Annotated in this window: 15 protein-coding genes, 2 tRNA genes and 2 pseudogenes; 5 read left to right on the top strand and 14 right to left on the bottom strand. The window is 70.0% G+C overall.

Features of this window, described 5'->3' with window-relative positions:
- Nucleotides 1-2,040: a Stk1 family PASTA domain-containing Ser/Thr kinase gene (pknB, locus tag AF335_RS13300; protein ID WP_102918518.1), complete on the top strand. Its 2,040-nt coding sequence runs from the start codon at nt 1-3 to the stop codon at nt 2,038-2,040.
- Nucleotides 2,041-2,110: 70 nt separating this feature from the next.
- On the opposite strand, the gene AF335_RS13295 is transcribed toward pknB, so the two are convergent.
- The 6 genes and pseudogenes from AF335_RS13295 to AF335_RS13270 form a co-directional block, all read right to left on the bottom strand.
- The gene (locus AF335_RS13295; protein WP_102918517.1) at nt 2,111-2,821 is read right to left on the bottom strand and encodes a class E sortase; all 711 of its coding nucleotides are present in this window, start codon (nt 2,819-2,821) and stop codon (nt 2,111-2,113) included.
- Between the two features lie 40 nt (nt 2,822-2,861).
- A pseudogene (locus AF335_RS13290) lies at nt 2,862-3,752 on the bottom strand (class E sortase); the annotation flags it as partial.
- On the bottom strand, nt 3,701-4,339 hold the full coding sequence (locus tag AF335_RS13285) for an aminodeoxychorismate/anthranilate synthase component II (protein ID WP_102918516.1): 639 nt from the start codon (nt 4,337-4,339) through the stop codon (nt 3,701-3,703). The gene AF335_RS13285 and the pseudogene AF335_RS13290, both read right to left, overlap by 52 nt.
- On the bottom strand, nt 4,336-4,512 hold the full coding sequence (locus AF335_RS13280; protein WP_102918515.1) for a hypothetical protein: 177 nt from the start codon (nt 4,510-4,512) through the stop codon (nt 4,336-4,338). The genes AF335_RS13285 and AF335_RS13280 overlap by 4 nt, the downstream gene beginning before the upstream one ends.
- Nucleotides 4,513-4,580: 68 nt before the next feature.
- Nucleotides 4,581-5,353 (bottom strand): annotated as a pseudogene (locus AF335_RS13275) (class E sortase).
- Between the two features lie 18 nt (nt 5,354-5,371).
- On the bottom strand, nt 5,372-6,136 hold the full coding sequence (locus AF335_RS13270) for a DUF881 domain-containing protein (protein WP_184743447.1): 765 nt from the start codon (nt 6,134-6,136) through the stop codon (nt 5,372-5,374).
- Between the two features lie 144 nt (nt 6,137-6,280).
- On the opposite strand from AF335_RS13270, the gene crgA reads away from it, so the two are divergent.
- A complete protein-coding gene (gene crgA, locus AF335_RS13265) occupies nt 6,281-6,535 on the top strand; it encodes a cell division protein CrgA (RefSeq protein WP_102918514.1) in 255 nt (84 codons plus the stop codon).
- Nucleotides 6,536-6,910: 375 nt separating this feature from the next.
- Here crgA and AF335_RS13260 read toward each other — a convergent pair whose 3' ends face one another.
- A complete protein-coding gene (locus tag AF335_RS13260) occupies nt 6,911-7,780 on the bottom strand; it encodes a rhomboid family intramembrane serine protease (protein ID WP_102918513.1) in 870 nt (289 codons plus the stop codon).
- A gap of 97 nt (nt 7,781-7,877) precedes the next feature.
- Complete coding sequence (locus AF335_RS13255; RefSeq protein ID WP_102918512.1) at nt 7,878-8,405, bottom strand: peptidylprolyl isomerase; 528 nt, start codon at nt 8,403-8,405, stop codon at nt 7,878-7,880.
- 246 nt (nt 8,406-8,651) lie between these two features.
- Here AF335_RS13255 and AF335_RS13250 point away from each other — a divergent pair, with 246 nt between their 5' ends.
- On the top strand, nt 8,652-9,314 hold the full coding sequence (locus AF335_RS13250) for a DUF5324 family protein (protein ID WP_102918511.1): 663 nt from the start codon (nt 8,652-8,654) through the stop codon (nt 9,312-9,314).
- 81 nt (nt 9,315-9,395) lie between these two features.
- On the opposite strand, the gene AF335_RS13245 is transcribed toward AF335_RS13250, so the two are convergent.
- Nucleotides 9,396-9,468 (bottom strand) — tRNA-Ala (locus AF335_RS13245).
- Between the two features lie 118 nt (nt 9,469-9,586).
- Between AF335_RS13245 and AF335_RS13240 the strand changes: the two genes are divergently transcribed.
- Nucleotides 9,587-10,132: a helix-turn-helix domain-containing protein gene (locus AF335_RS13240; RefSeq protein WP_087927265.1), complete on the top strand. Its 546-nt coding sequence runs from the start codon at nt 9,587-9,589 to the stop codon at nt 10,130-10,132.
- Between the two features lie 51 nt (nt 10,133-10,183).
- Nucleotides 10,184-11,377, top strand: coding sequence for a serine/threonine-protein kinase (locus tag AF335_RS13235; protein WP_102918510.1), 1,194 nt, complete (start codon nt 10,184-10,186; stop codon nt 11,375-11,377).
- Between the two features lie 146 nt (nt 11,378-11,523).
- Here the strand turns inward: AF335_RS13235 and AF335_RS35070 are convergent, their stop codons facing one another.
- The 5 genes from AF335_RS35070 to gyrB all read right to left on the bottom strand — a co-directional run bounded on the left by AF335_RS35070 (nt 11,524) and on the right by gyrB (nt 17,748).
- Nucleotides 11,524-11,658 (bottom strand): DLW-39 family protein, encoded by a 135-nt coding sequence (locus AF335_RS35070; RefSeq protein WP_003958712.1) that lies wholly within the window; start codon nt 11,656-11,658, stop codon nt 11,524-11,526.
- A 193-nt stretch (nt 11,659-11,851) separates the two neighbouring features.
- Nucleotides 11,852-11,925, bottom strand: a tRNA-Ile gene (locus AF335_RS13225).
- Nucleotides 11,926-11,997: 72 nt separating this feature from the next.
- Nucleotides 11,998-12,888 carry a DUF3566 domain-containing protein gene (locus AF335_RS34600; RefSeq protein ID WP_170127679.1) on the bottom strand — a complete coding sequence of 297 codons (891 nt, stop codon included), beginning with the start codon at nt 12,886-12,888 and terminating at the stop codon, nt 11,998-12,000.
- A gap of 132 nt (nt 12,889-13,020) precedes the next feature.
- Nucleotides 13,021-15,651, bottom strand: coding sequence for a DNA gyrase subunit A (gyrA, locus tag AF335_RS13215; protein ID WP_102918509.1), 2,631 nt, complete (start codon nt 15,649-15,651; stop codon nt 13,021-13,023).
- A 51-nt stretch (nt 15,652-15,702) separates the two neighbouring features.
- Entirely contained in the window at nt 15,703-17,748 is a 2,046-nt protein-coding gene (gene gyrB / locus AF335_RS13210; protein ID WP_102918508.1) for a DNA topoisomerase (ATP-hydrolyzing) subunit B, read from the bottom strand.
- Nucleotides 17,749-17,768 lie beyond the last annotated feature (20 nt).

Raw genomic sequence — 17,768 nt, 5'->3', positions numbered from 1 at the left:
ATGGAAGAGCCGCGTCGCCTCGGCGGCCGGTACGAGCTGGGCTCGGTGCTCGGCCGCGGTGGCATGGCCGAGGTCTACCTCGCGCACGACACCCGGCTCGGCCGCACCGTCGCCGTGAAGACGCTGCGGGTGGATCTCGCCCGCGACCCGTCCTTCCAGGCCCGGTTCCGCCGTGAGGCCCAGTCCGCCGCCTCGCTGAACCACCCGTCGATCGTCGCCGTGTACGACACCGGCGAGGACTATGTGGACGGGGTCTCGATCCCGTACATCGTCATGGAGTACGTCGACGGGTCGACCCTGCGCGAGCTGCTGCACTCCGGCCGCAAGCTGCTGCCGGAGCGGTCGCTGGAGATGACCACGGGCGTTCTCCAGGCGCTGGAGTACTCCCACCGGGCCGGCATCGTCCACCGTGACATCAAGCCGGCCAACGTCATGCTGACACGCACCGGCCAGGTCAAGGTCATGGACTTCGGCATCGCCCGCGCGATGGGCGACTCCGGTATGACGATGACTCAGACGGCGGCCGTCATCGGCACGGCGCAGTACCTCTCCCCCGAGCAGGCCAAGGGCGAGCAGGTCGACGCGCGGTCGGACCTCTACTCCACCGGCTGTCTGCTGTACGAGCTGCTGACGGTCCGTCCGCCGTTCGTGGGCGACTCGCCGGTGGCCGTCGCGTACCAGCACGTGCGGGAGGAGCCCAACCCGCCGAGCACGTTCGACCCCGAGATCACGCCCGAGATGGACGCGATCGTCCTCAAGGCACTGACCAAGGACCCGGACTACCGCTATCAGTCGGCGGACGAGATGCGCGCCGACATCGAGGCGGCCCTGGAGGGCCAGCCCGTGGCGGCGACCCAGTCCCTGGGCGCGGTGGGCTACGGCGAGGACCAGCCGACCACCATGCTGCGCTCGCAGGACCACGGGGCCGGCCAGACGTCGATGCTCCCGCCGGTCCGCCACGACGACGGCGGTTACGGCGGCTACGACGACGGCAGCGGCCACCGGCGCGCCGGTGGCGGCGGCAAGAAGAGCAACCTGTCGACGATCCTGCTGATCGTCGCGGGCGTCCTGGTGCTGGTCGGCGCGATCTTCATCGGCAAGTCGCTCTTCGGCGGCGGCGCCAACAACGGCGATGTGACCGTGCCGCGGCTGATCGGCCAGACGCTGGCGGACGCCAAGAAGATGGGCGAGAACGTCGACCTCAAGGTCGTCGAGGGCGGTACGAAAGCCTGCGACCAGGACAAGGGCAAGGTCTGCGAGCAGAATCCGCAGCCCGACTCCAAGGTCGACCGGGGCGCCGAGATCAAGGTGACGGTGTCCGAGGGGGCGCCGAAGATCGAGGTCCCGGACGTCACCGAGAAGCAGGTCGACAACGCCCGCAAGGTGCTCGAGGACAAGGGCTTCGTCGTCAAGGTGAAGCAGAAGGTCACCGACGAGGCGTCCGCCGGTACGGTCCTCTCGCAGGACCCCGCGGGTCTCTCGAAGGCCACGAAGGGCTCCGAGGTCACCCTGACCGTCGCGGAGGCCGCGCAGACCAAGCAGGTGCCCTCGGTGGTCAACCAGCCGTTCGAGGCGGCCAAGAAGCAGCTGACGGACCTCGGCTTCAAGGTGGAGAAGCAGGAGGAGGAGTCGACGTCGGCTCCGGGCACCGTCATCCGGCAGAGCCCCGACGGCAACACCGCGGCCAAGCCCAACTCCACGGTGACGCTGACCGTGGCCAAGGCCGGTCAGAAGGTGACCGTCCCGGCCACGGCCAACACCAAGCTGAAGGACGCCAAGAAGGCCCTGACCGACCTCGGCCTCCAGGTGGGCCCGATCAACGGCCCGCAGGACGACAACGCGGTGGTCATCAACACCAACCCGGGCCCCGGCGCCCAGGTCGACAAGAACACCCCGATCAGCATCTTCACGCAGCAGGGCGTCCCCGCCACCACCGGCGGTGACGTCGGCGGTCCCGGCGGCGCCAACACCGGCACCACGGGTGCGGGCACCGACGGCGGCTTCTTCGGCGGCAACTGGATCGGCGGCCGCAGGAACTGATCCGCGCGCTTCACGACGGCGGAGGGCCCGGCACCCAGGGGGTGCCGGGCCCTCGCGTCGTACGGGCCGCCTAGCGCAGTTCCTTCGGCTCGGTGCGCGCGCTGTCGACCTGCTCCGTGCGCTCCAGCTCCGCCCAGACGATGTAGCGGTAGTCGGAGGTGTAGACCGGGGTGCAGGTCGTGAGGGTCAGATAGCGGCCCGGCTTCGTCTTCCCGGACTCCTTGGGGACCTGGTCGATGACGTCGACGTTGTACTTCGAGGTCTGCTTCAGCTCCGCGTAGACCTTGTAGACGTACCAGACGTCGCGCGTCTCGAAGACGACCGCGTCACCGGTCTTGATCTTGTCGATGTTGTGGAACCTGGCGCCGTGGCCGTCGCGGTGGGCCGCCAGGGTGAAGTTCCCCTGCTTGTCCCAGGGCATCGCGGCCTTCACCGGGGTGCGGTAGAAGCCGGCGACGCCCTCGTTGAGGATGTCGCTGCCGGTGCCGCCCTTGACCAGGACCTCGCCGTTCCGCATGGCCGGGACATGGAGGAAGCCGATGCCGTCCTTGGTGTCGAGGGCGCCCGGCCCCTTCTGGGCCCAGTTCTCGCGCACCTGGCCGCTCTGGCGCTTGGCCTCGCGGTCGGCGAGGACGTTCGTCCACCACAGGGAGTAGACGACGAAGAGGGCCATCAGCACGCCCGCGGTGATCAGCAGCTCGCCGATCACGCCCACGGTGGCGGCGATCCGGCCGCGCGCGGAGGCCGGCCGGTCGGGTGCGTCGCCGTCGTTCCGTGCCACCGCGTCGTACCCCGATTCGCTCTGCTGTCCGGTAAGTGGTTCATCCGACGAGAGCGTCCGGCCTGCCCTTGCTCCGGGGCCGCTCGTCGACCATCTTGCCCCAGACGATCAGACGATACGTACTGGTGAATTCCGGAGTGCAGGTGGTGAGTGTGATGTAGCGACCGGGCCGGGTGAAGCCCGATCCCGGGGGGACGGGCCGGATGACCGTGACATTCGCCGGGGACGTCTGTTCCAGACGGGTGGTCATCTCATAGGTGTAGAAGGCGCTACGGGTCTCCACGACGATCTTGTCACCGGGCTTCAGCCGGTTGACGTAGCGGAAGGGCTCGCCATGGGTGTTGCGGTGGCCGGCGAGCGCGAAGTTCCCCTGCTCGTCCCAGGGCATGGCCGTGCGGAGCGGGCCCTCGGCGTAGTGGCCGACCATGCCGCGGTCCAGGACCTTCTGCTTGCCGATGCCCTCGGCGATCGGCGCCTTCACGTCCAGCGAGGGGATGTAGAGGATGGCGAAGCCCTCGCCCGGCGAGAACGCCCCCGCGTCCCGGTCCTCGCCCGCGCCCTTCTCCCAGGTCTTCCGCAGGTCCTTCGCGGCCCCGCCCGCCTGCTGATGGGCGATCACATTGGTCCACCACAGCTGGTAGGCGACGAAGAGCAGCATCACCGCGCCCAGGGTGATGAACAGCTCGCCCACCAGGCGGCACAGGAGCACCCCCAGGCTCCCCCTGCGCGCCTTCCGCGCCGCCTTGCGGCGTGCCGCCCGCCCGCCCGGCCGTACGGGCGCCGGAGCGGCCCCGGTGGCCTCCCCCGGCACCCTGCGCAGCACCATCGTCGCCCGGTCCTCGGGCGGCAGGGGCTGCGACACGACGCGCGGGCCCGTGGTCACGCCCCGGCCTTGCCCACCACCGGGGCGAGCCCCGCCGATCGCTCCACGGCTCCGGCGTCACCGCAGGTCACCAGCCAGTTGGCGAGCATCCGGTGGCCCCACTCGGTGAGCACCGACTCGGGGTGGAACTGCACGCCCTCGACAGGCAGGTCGCGGTGGCGGAGGCCCATCGCGATGCCCGAGTCGGTCCAGGCGGTGATCTCCAGCTCGTCGGGCCAGCTGTCCCGCTCCACCGCGAGCGAGTGGTAGCGGGTGGCGGTGAAGGGCGAGGGCAGGCCGTGGAAGACGCCCCGGCCCTCGTGCGTCACCAGCGAGGTCTTGCCGTGCAGCAGCTCGGGTGCCCGGCCGACGACGCCGCCGTAGGCGACGGCCATCGACTGCATGCCCAGGCAGACGCCGAAGACGGGCACGCCGGTCCCGGCGCAGTGCCGGACCATGTCGATGCAGACGCCGGCCTGCTCGGGCGCGCCGGGGCCGGGCGACAGCAGCACGCCGTCGAAGCCGTCCTGGGCGTGGTCGAGCTCGACCTCGTCGTTGCGCAGCACCTCGCACTCGGCGCCCAGCTGGTAGAGGTATTGGACGAGGTTGAAGACGAAGCTGTCGTAGTTGTCCACGACGAGGATGCGCGCGCTCACCGACTGACCGCCATTCCGTTGTCGACCGTGACGTCGTTGAACGGCAGCAGCGGTTCCGCCCAGGGGAAGACGTACTGGAAGAGGGCGTAGACGATCGCCAGCACGAGCACCAGCGAGATCAGCGCCCGCACCCACGCGTTGCCCGGCAGCCGCCGCCAGATCCAGCCGTACATGCTGTCCCCATTTGCCGATGACGTTGGATTGCAGCACCAGGGTAAGGGGCCGACGGCGGCCGCGGGGGTCAGCCGGACAAAGCCCCGGGCCTGCCGTCGGCGACCGGCCGGGTGGCGTCCAGGCGCGCCCAGACGATCAGCCGGTGGCTGTGTCCCCACTCGGGCTCGCAGGTGGTCAGGGTCAGATAGCGGCCGGGCCCGCGGAAGCCGGAGGCGGCCGGTACGGGGTCGATCACGCCGATGTCCTCGGGCCGGGTCCGGTAGGGCTCGCGGGTGACGCGGTAGGTGTACCAGGTGGTCCCGTCGGTCAGCACGACGGCGTCGCCGGGGCGCAGCTCGGGGAGGTCCTTGAACGGGTCGCCGTAGGTGCGGCGGTGGCCGGCCACGGCGAAGTTGCCGGTGCCGCCGAGGGGCGCGGTGCGGTCGTAGTGGCCGAGGCCCTTCTTGAGCACCTCGGTGCCGGTGCCCTGGAGGACGGGCTTGGCCCAGCCGGAGCCGAGCCGGGGGATGTACATGACGGCGAAGGCGCGGCCGTCGCGGTAGGCGCCGGGGGCGGCTCCGGCGGCGCGGGCACCGTCGCCGCCGCGCGCCGGGGTGCGGCGGCGCGGGCCTCGCCGTCACCGCGCGCCGGGGGCGCGCTCCCGGCGGCGCCGGCGGCCGGGAGCGGCTGTTCCACCGGGCCCGCGGACCACTGGTCCTGGAGGCGGTCGATCGCGCCGTCCATGGCGCTGTCCGCCCGGACGCCGGTCCAGTACAGGACGTAGACCACCAGGAGGACGATCAGGGCGCCGGCGGTGACGCAGAGTTCGCTGAGTGTCCGGACGACGAGTCGCGCGCGCACCGGCGCTCCTCTCCTCGGTTACCCCGTGGGCTTCGCGTAGTGGAGATCCACTGTGCCGGAGTAGCCGGGCAGAGTCACCGCGTCGTGCTGGTCGATTTTCCAGCCGAGGCCGTAGGCGGTGACGTACTGGAGGTAGTTCTGGATCGCGGGGGAGGTGTCGAGGGCCTTGCGCAGGGCGCCGCGGTCGCCGACGGCGGTCACCTTGTACGGCGGGGAGTAGACGCGGCCCTGGAGAAGGAGGGTGTTGCCGACGCAGCGGACCGCGCTGGTGGAGATCAGCCGCTGGTCCATGACCTGGATGCCCTTGGCGCCGCCCTGCCACAGGGCGTTCACGACGGCCTGGAGGTCCTGCTGATGGATGACCAGGTCGTTCGGCTGGGGGTCGGGGATGCCGGGGATCCTGGGGGTGGCGTTGGGCGGGGCGTCGGTGAGGGTGACGGTCAGGGCCGTGCCCTTGAGCTCCCGGGTGCCCACGCCGCCCTCCAGCTCGGCGAGCTTGCGGTTCTGGGCTGCGGTGTTGCCGCTGTCGCGCCGGGCGAGGGCGTCGACCTCGGAGCGGACGGTGCCGGCGCTCTCGTCCAGGGCCGCGTTCTTGCGGCTGCGCTCCTGGATGAGGTCGGAGAGCCGGAGCATGGAGTCGTCGGTGCGGATGTTGGTGCCGTGAGCGGTGTTGAAACTCATCCAGAAGATGAGGCCGGCCAGTGCGAACACCCCGCCGGTCAGCAGCCGGACCGGCCGGAATCGCCGGAAGGGCGTGCTGGTGGAGTCCGCAGAATTGCTCAACGTACCCTTATCCTCTCCGACGCCGCGGAAGCACTACGCTAACGGACGCCCGAGGGAAGGTGGCGTCCCGTCGCTCGCCGACTCGGCGGACAGCCCTTTGTATCCCCAGCGCGGTCACGCAGCGCATCGACAGGAGAGTTCCTCGTGCCGAAGTCACGGATCCGCAAGAAGGACGACTTCACGCCGCCGCCGGCGAAGCAGCAGAGCATCAAGCTGAACAGCGGGCGCCGCTGGGTGGCGCCGCTGATGCTGGCGATGTTCCTCATCGGGCTGGCCTGGATCGTCATCTTCTATGTGACCAGTGGCGACATGCCCGTGGAGTCCCTGCACAACTGGAACATCGTGGTCGGCTTCGGCTTCATCGCGGCGGGGTTCGTGGTCTCCACCCAGTGGAAGTAGCGCTTCCGTAGGTCGGCGGGGCCGTCCGGGCGGTTGTCCCGGGCTGCCTCCGGGGGGTGTGCGCACGGGTTGTCCACGCCGGTTGTCCACAGCGCGTACAGAATCTTGTGCATGTCGTGGGGAACAGCTGTCCGCCCTCGCACAGAGCTACGTTTCCGCTGGGTGCGGCGCTGCGGTGGTCGATACGCAGCGCTTGTGATCAGTCACACCGGCGTCAACGCCGGGGAAGTTATCCACAGATCTTCTGAGTTTTTCCCCACTGTGGACGAGGGTGTGGATAACTCCTCGAAAAGCTCCCCGGAGGGCTTGCGCCACAAGGGCTCCGGCCCTCTCGGCCCGGGCCCGGAACCCGGCCCGGCCCCTGGGCCGACCGGCTCAGACCCCGAGCTGGAGCGTCCGCGCGACCACCGCGACGACCACCGCCAGGAGCGCCGCACCGCAGGTGAGCCGCTGCACCAGCGCGCGCTTCTCCCGAGGGGCGTGCACCAGGCCGTACGCCACCGCCGTGCCCAGCACCAGTCCGCCGATGTGCGCCTGCCAGGCGATGTTGTGCCAGGTGAAGGTGAAGATCAGATTGAGTACGAGCAGCGCGATCACGGGGCGCATGTCGTAGTTGAGGCGCCGCATCAGCACCGCCGTCGCGCCCAGCAGACCGAAGATCGCCCCGGACGCGCCGAGCGAGGGTTCGTAGGGGCCGGTGACCAGATAGGTCAGCGCGCTGCCGCCCAGGCCGGACAGCAGATACAGGGCCAGGAAGCGGACCCGGCCGAGCGCCGCCTCCAGGGGCGGGCCGAGCCACCAGAGCGAGAGCATGTTGAACGCCAGGTGCATCGGCGCCTGGTGCAGGAACGTCGAGGTCAGCAGGCGGTACCACTCGCCTTCCGCCACGCCGTAAGGGCCGAGCCGGGTGAACAGGTCGAGGTCAAAGACCAGCTCGTCGCCCACGGACATCACGGCGATCCACAGGGCGACGTTCAGCCCCAGGAGGACCTTGGTCACCAGCCGGGGATCGGCCGTACGGGCGGTGGCGCCCGCGATCGTGAGGGGCGTGGTGTCCCGCGCGGGGGCGGCCCGCCGCGTCCCGGCACCGCCGGCGTCCGTACGGCCGCTCGCGCAGTCCGGGCACTGGAATCCGACGGAGGCGCTGACCATGCAGTCCGGACAGATCGGGCGGTCGCAGCGGGTGCAGCGGATGCCCGTCTCCCGGTCCGGATGCCGGTAGCAGCCGACGGCCTGATCGTTCATGCGTTCCCCTTGCGCCTGTCGCGGGCGGGCCTGTGCATGCCGCGCGGCCTCGCCCGTCATACGGACGGGCGAGGCGCCGGGTTCCCGGAACGCCGGGTCAGCGGGTCTCGACGACGACCGACTCGATCACGACGTCGTTCACCGGACGGTCGGTGCGCGGGTTGGTCTCGGTGGTCGCGATGGCGTCCACGACCTTCTTGCTCGCGTCGCTCACGACCTCGCCGAAGATCGTGTGCTTGCCGGTCAGCCAGGCGGTCGGCGAGACCGTGATGAAGAACTGCGAACCGTTGGTGCCCGGTCCCGCGTTGGCCATGGCCAGCAGGTAGGACTTGGTGAAGGCCAGGTCCGGGTGGAACTCGTCCTTGAACTTGTACCCCGGGCCACCGGTGCCGTTCCCCAGGGGGTCGCCGCCCTGGATCATGAAGCCCTCGATGACGCGGTGGAAGACCGTGCCGTCGTAGAGCCGGTCCGTGGTCTTCTGCCCCGTCTCGGGATTGACCCACTCCCGCTCGCCCTGAGCGAGCTCGACGAAGTTCTTGACCGTCTTGGGCGCGTGGTCCGGCAGAAGCCGGATCTCGATGTCGCCCTGGTTGGTCTTCAGGGTGGCGTAGAGCTGCTCGGCCACGATCTACCTTCCATAGTCTGCACTGACGGCTAACGATCCTCGCACGTGCCGGTTCGCGTCGAGTAGCGGGCAAACGCCCGCGCGCGGCGCGGAATCGTGGCATTGTCGACCGAAGCTCCCCGGAAATCCGATGCTCTCCCGATGACCCGGATGCCCGCTCGCACGTGCCGGACCGCCCGACGGCAGGCATGATTTTCCACTGGGTGGAAAGGCGACAAAACATACGCCACCGAGGAGGAGGTTCTCGTGACCCGCAAAGACAGCGTGCGCGCCGCGGCCGGCACGGCGAAGGACAGCGTGCGGCACGCCGCGGAAGTGGTGGCGCCCTACGCCGGCACGGCCAAGGACGCCGCCGTGCACTACGCGCACGAAGCCCGCGTCCAGCTCGCCCCCAAGGTGTCCACGGCGGCGCGCCAGGTCCGCAGCACCGCCGGGGAGCAGTACCACACCCGGGTGGCACCCCACCTGGAGCACGTCCGCGGCTCCCTCCCGCCGAAGGTCGACCAGGCCGCCGCGCGGGCCCGCGCCGTCGCCGAGCCGGTGCGCGACGAGGCCGTCGCCCGGTCCGCCGCCGCCCTCGCCGCGCTCCGCGGCCATGTCTCCGCCGACGAGATCGACAAGCTGGTGAAGCGCCGCGACCGCCGCTGCCGCTCCGGGCGGGTCGCCAAGCGGTTCGCCCTCCTCGGACTGCTGGCCGGCGGGGCGTACGCCGCCTGGAAGTGGTGGGACAAGCAGGCCAACCCCGACTGGCTCGTCGAGCCGCCCGCCCCCACCGAGGTCGCCGACCGCACCCCGCTGACCTCCGTGGACGGCAGCGCCGAAGCCTCGCTGGACCCCGAGGTGCAGGCCAAGCAGGACCGCGAGGACCGGGTGGAGGACGAGATCGAGGAGCGCGGCGAACAGCGCTGACCTGCGGTGACGCCATAATCCATGGAAAAAGCCGCGAGGCGGGAGACCCTGAGGGTCTCCCGCCTCGCGGCGTGTGGGCTGTGGAGCCTAGGAGAGTCGAACTCCTGACATCCGCCATGCAAAGACGGCGCTCTACCAACTGAGCTAAGGCCCCTTCGCCGATCAGGATACCCGGTAGCGGCGCTCTTTCCCGACCGGGTATCGCCGGGGCACAGCACTCTCCGTAGGATGCACCGCAAGATTCGCGGCAGCGAAGCGAAGGGGAGAGCGAGATGGACGCAGCACAGCAGGAAGCCACCGCCCGCGCACGGGAGCTCCAGCGGAGCTGGTACGGGGAGCCCTTGGGCGCGCTCTTCCGCCGTCTCATCGACGACCTCGGCCTCAACCAGGCCCGTCTCGCGTCCGTTCTGGGGCTGTCCGCGCCCATGCTCTCCCAGCTGATGAGCGGTCAGCGAGCCAAGATCGGCAACCCCGCGGTGGTCCAGCGGGTGCAGGCCCTCCAGGAGCTCTCCAGCCAGGTCGCGGACGGCAGCGTGAGCGCCGCGGAGGCCGCCGACCGGATGGAGGAGGTCAAGAAGAGCTCGGGCGGCTCGGTCCTCAACTCCACCCAGACGACGGCCAGCAGCGGCGCGCCGACCGTACGCCGGGTGGTCCGCGAGATCCAGTCGCTGCTGCGCTCCGTGGCGGGCGCCGGCGACATCATCGACGCGGCCCGCGCCCTCGCCCCGACCCACCCCGAACTGGCCGAGTTCCTGCGGGTGTACGGCGCCGGGCGGACCGCCGAGGCGGTCGCGCACTACGAGGCGCACCAGAGCTGACCGTGCCGGGGTGGGGCCGGGAACGGCCGACGCGGGGGTGATACGAGCGCCATGGGAGAGGTCTTCGCCGGGCGGTACGAGCTGGTGGACCCGATCGGGCGCGGCGGGGTGGGAGCCGTCTGGCGGGCGTGGGACCGGCGCCGGAAGCGCTATGTGGCGGCGAAGGTCCTCCAGCAGAGCGACGCGCACACCCTGCTGAGGTTCGTCCGCGAACAGGGGCTGCGCATCGACCACCCCCATGTGCTGGCGCCGATGAGCTGGGCGGCCGACGACGACAAGGTGCTGTTCACCATGGACGTGGTGCGCGGCGGCTCGCTGGCCCATCTCATCGGCGACTACGGGCCCTTGCCGCCGCACTATGTGTGCGTCCTGCTGGAACAGCTGCTGGCCGGGCTCACCGCGGTACACGCGGAGGGCGTGGTGCACCGGGACATCAAGCCCGCCAACGTCCTGCTGGAGGCGACCGGAACGGGCCGCCCCCACGTCCGCCTCTCGGATTTCGGGATCGCCATGCGCAAGGGCGAGCCCCGGTTGACGGACACCAACTATGTGATGGGTACGCCCGGTTATTTCGCGCCCGAGCAAATGCTGGGGGACGAACCGGACTTCCCCGCGGATCTCTTCGCCGTCGGTCTGATGGCCCTGTACCTCCTCACGGGCGCCAAGCCCGATGCCGAGGCCCTGGTGCGCCGGTTCGTGGAGAACGGCACCCCCAACGCCCCCGAAGGGGTTCCCGAGCCGCTCTGGCAGGTGATCGCGGGCCTGCTCCAGCCGGATCCCTGCATGCGCTTCCGTACGGCCTCCGGGGCGCGCAAGGCGCTCGCGGCGGCCGTCGAGCTGATGGACACCCCCGGTACGGACGAGGAGCCGATCGAGGTCTTCGACCAGCTGGGCCCGCTGCCTCCGGGGTTCGGCCCCGACGGGCCCCGGCCGGGGCCGGAGGCACAACCGGAAGCCCGGGCGGAAGCGGCCGCGGAGGTGCCGGCCCACCCGGTGGCGCCCATGCCCGGGTACGCGCCGGGCGGCACCCCTCCCACGCCCGCGGCGCCACCCCGGCCGCCCGCGCCCGCCTACCCGCCCACGCGCCCGTACACGGCACCCGGCCCGCTCGGCGGGCCGCCCGGAAGTCCCGCCCCGCCCACGCCGGTGAAGCGCCAGGGACCGCCCGCGAAGGTGGCCGTCCCGGTGCTGCTGGTGGCCCTCGTCTTCCTGGCGGTGGGCATCTGGGCGCTGTCCGTCAGCTGATTCACTTTCGCAATCATTTTATTTGCAAGAGTGAATTCCGGCCGTCCGGGGCACGCCCGCCCCGGAGCGGGCCCCGGAAGGGCCGCCGGGAACGACAGAGCCCCGGCCGCTTCGGCGGCCGGGGCTCTGCTTCAGGACTTGTTGTCTCACACACCCGAACCTGCGGGCACGGAGTCGGTCGCCTCCGTCCACAGGTCCTGCTCGGCGCGATCCGCCTGGATCTGGCGGTACACGAGGAGCCCGCCGATGGCGGCCAGTGCGACCAGGAGGAGCTTCTTCACCGCGCGACCTCGTCTTTCCTTGACGTAAGGGGACCTCTGGTGGCCGATGATACACACCGGCCGATACCGATCGGTGACCTGGCGGGTTCCGCTTCCCGCACCGTGACACACCCCGGACACGACCCCAACTTCCCCGCCACGCAAAACAGATCGGCCCGGGCGGAGAATTCTCCGTCCGGGCCGATCTGGCCGGTGGGGCTAACAGGACTTGAACCTGTGGCCTCTTCCTTATCAGGGAAGCGCTCTAACCGTCTGAGCTATAGCCCCGCGCTGCACCGAAAGATTAGCGCACTTGGGGCCCAGTCCCAAAATCGTCCGGGCCCCGGCCGCCGAGGACGGCTATTCGTCCTCGGCGAGCGTCAGCTCCACGCCGCCCACGAAGCCGGCGGAGAGGTTGTAGACGAAGGCGCCCAGGGTCGCCAGCGCCGTCGCCAGCACCACGTCGATCACCGCGATGAGCGACGTGAAGAGCAGGACGTTCGGCAGCGACAGGAAGGACTCCAGGTCGAAGCCGCCGCCCTCGCTGCCCGCGGCGTCGCTCACCGTGCCGCCGACGGCCGAGAAGACGCCCATGGCGTCCATGACCGTCCACAGCACCGCGGCGGCCACGATCGTGCACACGCCCACGGCGATCGCCAGCAGGAAGCTGACCTTCATCACCGACCACGGGTCGACCTTGGCCACCCGCAGCCGCGCCTTGCGCGTACGGGGGGCCGACGCGGCCGCCTGGGCCGCACGCGGCTCCGGGCGGGGCCCGGGGACCCGGGGCTGCTCCACGGCCCGCTGGGCGGCCTCCGGGGCGCTCTGGGCGGCCCCGGAGCGCGCGGCGGCCTTGGTGAGCTCGGGCGCGGACTTGCCCGCGGGCCGGGCCACCGGGGCGGGCTGACGCGGATCGGGCTTCCCGGCCTTGCCCGCCTTGGCGGCGGCGTCGGCCTTGGCGGCCGGCTTCCGCGCGGGCTCGTCCTCCGCGGCCTTCCCGGCCGTCTTACCGGCGGCCTTCCCGGCCTTCTCGGGAGTCTTCTCCGCAGCCTTGTCCGCGGCTTGGTCCACGGCCTGGTCCGACCCCTTCCCGGCGGCCTTCTCCGTCGTCCTCGCTCCGGAGGCGTCGGCCGGCTCGCCGGCCTTCGCGCCCTTGGAGTCTGTGGAACCGGAACCCGAAGCGGAACGCTCCGCCGGCGGCGCGTACGCCTGCGGCGGGTGGTAGGGCTTCGGGTCTCGGGTATCCGTCACGGTCCCCCCTTGGGAGTCGACGCCGTCAGCGCCTGAACCACGGGCGCCGGAATCCTCGGCCGCAGGGCCGGCGGGGCTGCGCCGCTTGGCACCCGCACCGCTTGCCGCGGCGCCCGTGGTTCGACTCACGACTTACTCCTCGGTGTCCTCGACCGAGGGCGCCTCGCCCTCGGCCATCTGAGTCCCGTCGCCCTCGGCTGCGTCGACCAACTCGTCGACCTCTTCCGCCTCGCGACCGGCCTCGGCATTGCGTGCGATGCCCACGACGGCATCCCGCTTGCCCAAGTTGATCAGCTGGACGCCCATGGTGTCACGGCCCGTCTCCCTGACCTCGTTGACCCGGGTGCGGATCACCCCGCCCCCGAGCGTGATGGCGAGGATCTCGTCGGTCTCCTCGACCACCAGCGCACCGACCAGCGAGCCACGATCCTCCACGATCTTGGCCGCCTTGATACCGAGGCCGCCGCGGCCCTGGACGCGGTACTCGTCGACGTTCGTCCGCTTGGCGTATCCACCGTCGGTGGCGGTGAAGACGAACGTACCGGCACGGACGACGTTCATCGAGAGCAGCTCGTCGCCCTCGCGGAAGCTCATGCCCTTGACGCCGGAGGTCGCCCGGCCCATGGGGCGCAGAGCTTCATCCGTTGCGGTGAACCGGATCGACTGGGCCTTCTTGCTGACCAGCAGCAGGTCGTCCTCGGCCGACACCAGCTCGGCGCCGATCAGCTCGTCCTCCGCGCCGGAGTCCGTCTCCCGGAGGTTGATCGCGATGACACCGCCGGAGCGCGGCGAGTCGTAGTCCTTCAGGGGGGTCTTCTTCACCAGGCCGGACTTGGTGGCGAGCACCAGGTACGGAGCCGCCTCGTAGTCCCGGATGGCGAGGATCTGGGCGATCTTCTCGTCCGGCTGGAAGGCCAGCAGGTTGGCCACGTGCTGGCCGCGGGCGTCCCGGCCGGCGTCCGGCAGCTCGTACGCCTTGGCCCGGTAGACCCGGCCCTTGTTGGTGAAGAAGAGCAACCAGTGGTGCGTGGTGGACACAAAGAAGTGGTCGACGATGTCGTCCTGCTTCAGCTTGGTGCCGCGCACGCCCTTGCCGCCGCGCTTCTGCGAGCGGTAGTCCTCGGTCTTGGTGCGCTTGACGTAGCCACCGTTGGTGATGGTGACGACGATGTCCTCCTCGGCGATCAGGTCCTCGATGGACATGTCACCGTCGAAGGGGATCAGCTTGGAGCGCCGGTCGTCGCCGAACTTCTCGACGATCGCGGTCAGTTCCTCGCTGATGATCATGCGCTGCCGCTCGGGCGAGGCCAGGATCGCGTTGTACTCGTTGATCTTCGCCTGGAGCTCGTCGTGCTCGGCGGTGATCTTCTGGTGCTCCAGGGCCGCGAGGCGCCGCAGCTGCATCTCCAGGATGGCGTTGGCCTGGATCTCGTCGATCGCCAGCAGGCCCATCAGGCCCTCACGGGCGATCTCGACCGTGTCGCTGCGCCGGATCAGCGCGATGACCTCGTCGATGGCGTCGAGCGCCTTGAGCAGACCGCGCAGGATGTGGGCGCGCTCCTCGGCCTTGCGCAGCCGGAAGCGGGTGCGCCGGACGATGACCTCGACCTGGTGGGTCACCCAGTTGCGGATGAAGGCGTCGATGGAGAGGGTGCGCGGCACCCCGTCGACGAGCGCCAGCATGTTCGCGCCGAAGTTCGTCTGGAGGTCGGTGTGCTTGTAGAGGTTGTTCAGCACGACCTTGGCGACGGCGTCGCGCTTGAGCACGACGACCAGGCGCTGACCCGTGCGCGAGGAGGTCTCGTCACGGACGTCGGCGATGCCGCCGATCTTGCCGTCCTTGACCAGGTCGGCAATCTTCTGGGCGAGGTTGTCCGGGTTGACCTGGTAGGGCAGCTCGGTGACCACCAGGCACTGGCGGTTCTGGATCTCCTCGACCTCGACCACCGCGCGCATGGTGATCGAGCCGCGGCCGGTGCGGTACGCCTCCTCGATGCCCTTGCGGCCGACCACGAGGGCGCCGGTCGGGAAGTCGGGGCCCTTGATCCGCTCGATCAGCGCCTCGAGGAGCTCCTCGGGCGTCGCCTCCGGGTTGGCCAGGTACCACTGCGCACCCTCGGCGACCTCGCGGAGGTTGTGCGGCGGGATGTTGGTGGCCATGCCGACCGCGATACCGGCCGAGCCGTTGATCAGCAGGTTCGGGAAGCGCGCCGGCAGGACCGTCGGCTCCTGGTTACGGCCGTCGTAGTTGTCCTGGAAGTCGACGGTCTCCTCGTCGATGTCCCGGAGCATCTCCATCGACAGCGGCATCATCTTGCACTCGGTGTACCGCATGGCGGCGGCCGGGTCGTTGCCCGGGGAACCGAAGTTGCCGTTGGAGTCGACGAGCGGCATGCGCATCGACCAGTGCTGGGCGAGGCGCACCAGGGCGTCGTAGATCGAGGCGTCACCGTGCGGGTGGTACGTACCCATGACGTCACCGACGACGCGGGCGCACTTGTAGAAGCCCTTCTCGGGGCGGTAGCCACCGTCGTACATCGCGTAGAGCACGCGGCGGTGCACGGGCTTGAGGCCGTCCCGCACATCGGGCAGCGCACGCGAGACGATCACGCTCATCGCGTAGTCGAGGTACGAGCGCTGCATCTCCGTCTCGAGCCCGACGGGCTCGACGCGCATCCCGACGCCCTCCAGCGGGGCGGGCGCGCCCTCGGGGGTCACCTCGGGCACGGGGGCAGTGGGAGTCTCAGGGGTCTCGTCGGCCATTGCTGTTCAAAGTCCTTTCGCGCTGCGGCTGTTTCTCGTGGGCCGACAGGCTCAGATGTCGAGGAAGCGGACGTCCTTGGCGTTGCGCTGGATGAAGGAGCGCCGTGCTTCGACGTCCTCGCCCATGAGCACCGAGAACAGGTCGTCCGCCTGCGCGGCGTCGTCCAGGGTGACCTGGCCGAGCACGCGGTGGTCGACGTCCATCGTGGTGACGCGCAGCTCCTCGGCGTTCATCTCGCCGAGACCCTTGAAGCGCTGGACCGAGTCGTCCTTGATCCGCTTGCCGTTCTCCCGGCCGAGCTGGATCAGGGCGTCGCGCTCGCGGTCGGAGTACGCGTACTCGAAGTCGTCCCGGCCCCACTTGATCTTGTACAGCGGGGGGCGGGAGAGGTAGACGTGCCCGGCCTCGACCAGCGGCCGCATAAAGCGGAAGAGGAAGGTGAGCAGCAGGGTGTTGATGTGCTGGCCGTCGACGTCGGCGTCCGCCATCAGGATGATCTTGTGATAGCGGAGCTTCGCGATGTCGAAGTCCTCGTGCACACCGGTGCCGAAGGCCGAGATCAGGGCCTGGACCTCGGTGTTCTGCAGGATCTTGTCGATCCGCGCCTTCTCGACGTTGAGGATCTTGCCTCGGATCGGGAGGATCGCCTGGTACTGCGGGTTACGGCCGGACTTGGCCGAGCCACCGGCGGAGTCACCCTCGACGATGAAGATCTCGCACTTCGTCGGGTCGTTGGACTGGCAGTCGCTGAGCTTGCCCGGCAGCGACGCCGACTCCAGCAGGCCCTTGCGGCGGGTGAGGTCACGGGCCTTGCGGGCCGCGACGCGGGCCGTCGCCGCCTGGATGGACTTGCGGATGATGTCCGCGGCCTCGTTGGGGTTGCGGTCCAGCCAGTCCGTGAGGTGCTCGTGGGCGACCTTCTGCACAAAGGTCTTCGCCTCGGTGTTGCCGAGCTTCGTCTTCGTCTGGCCCTCGAACTGCGGCTCGCCGAGCTTGACGGAGATGATCGCGGTCAGACCCTCGCGGATGTCCTCGCCCGTGAGGTTGTCGTCCTTCTCGCGGAGCAGCTTCTTGTCGCGGGCGTACCGGTTGATCAGACCGGTCAGGGCCGCGCGGAAGCCCTCCTCGTGCGTACCGCCCTCATGGGTGTGGATGGTGTTGGCGAAGCTGTAGACACCTTCGCTGTACTGGCTGTTCCACTGCATCGCGATCTCGACCGAGAGCATGCGCTCCTTGTCCTCGGCCTCGATGTCGATGACGGTCGGGTGGATCAGCTCGCCCTTGCGCGAGTTGAGGTACTTCACGAAGTCGACGATGCCGCCCTCGTAGTGGTAGTCCACCATGAGCGGCTTGCCCTCTTCGTCGACGTGGTCGACGCGGGTGTCCGTCAGCGAGATCCGCAGTCCCTTGTTGAGGAACGCCATCTCCTGGAAGCGCCGCGAGAGCGTCTCGAAGGAGTACTCGGTGGTCTCGAAGATGTCGCCGTCGGCCCAGAAGGTGACCGAGGTGCCCGTCTCGTCGGTCGCCTCGTTCTTCTGGAGGGGGGCCGTGGGGACGCCGAGCTTGTAGTCCTGCGTCCAGCGGTAGCCGTCGGTCCTGACCTCGACCGCGACGCGCGTCGACAGGGCGTTGACGACCGAGACGCCGACACCGTGCAGACCACCGGAGACGGCGTAGCCGCCGCCGCCGAACTTGCCGCCCGCGTGCAGGACGGTGAGGACGACCTCGACGGCGGGCTTGCCCTCGGAGGGGACGATGCCGACCGGGATGCCTCGGCCGTTGTCCACGACGCGCACACCGCCGTCGGGGAGGATCGTCACGTCGATGGTGTCCGCGTGGCCCGCCAAGGCCTCGTCGACGGAGTTGTCCACGACCTCGTAGACGAGGTGGTGGAGGCCGCGCTCACCGGTCGAGCCGATGTACATACCGGGTCGCTTGCGGACCGCGTCCAGTCCCTCCAGCACGGTGATCGCACTGGCGTCGTACGACGTCTCGCCGGCGACGGCGCCGGTGACGGCGTCCTCGGCCGTGGAGGGGGAGGTGTTCTCGTTGGGGTTGCCGGAATCGGCCACGAAGCGCCCTTTCTGGCACAGCACAGGCCCTCCCCTGCCTGCGG

It is taken from the genome of Streptomyces eurocidicus (assembly GCF_002891295.1).
Taxonomy (GTDB): domain Bacteria; phylum Actinomycetota; class Actinomycetes; order Streptomycetales; family Streptomycetaceae; genus Streptomyces; species Streptomyces eurocidicus.
Note: the sequence above shows the minus strand (reverse complement) of the source record. Positions and strands in the feature narration are given on the sequence as shown.

Bases quoted from the DNA above. Each gene is read 5' to 3' on its own strand.
- pknB (WP_102918518.1), top strand. From the start codon at position 1: ATGGAAGAGCCGCGTCGCCTCGGCGGCCGGTACGAGCTGGGCTCGGTG.
- AF335_RS13280 (WP_102918515.1), bottom strand. From the start codon at position 4,512: ATGTACGGCTGGATCTGGCGGCGGCTGCCGGGCAACGCGTGGGTGCGG.
- AF335_RS13260 (WP_102918513.1), bottom strand. From the start codon at position 7,780: ATGAACGATCAGGCCGTCGGCTGCTACCGGCATCCGGACCGGGAGACG.
- AF335_RS13240 (WP_087927265.1), top strand. From the start codon at position 9,587: ATGGACGCAGCACAGCAGGAAGCCACCGCCCGCGCACGGGAGCTCCAG.
- AF335_RS13235 (WP_102918510.1), top strand. From the start codon at position 10,184: ATGGGAGAGGTCTTCGCCGGGCGGTACGAGCTGGTGGACCCGATCGGG.
- gyrA (WP_102918509.1), bottom strand. From the start codon at position 15,651: ATGGCCGACGAGACCCCTGAGACTCCCACTGCCCCCGTGCCCGAGGTG.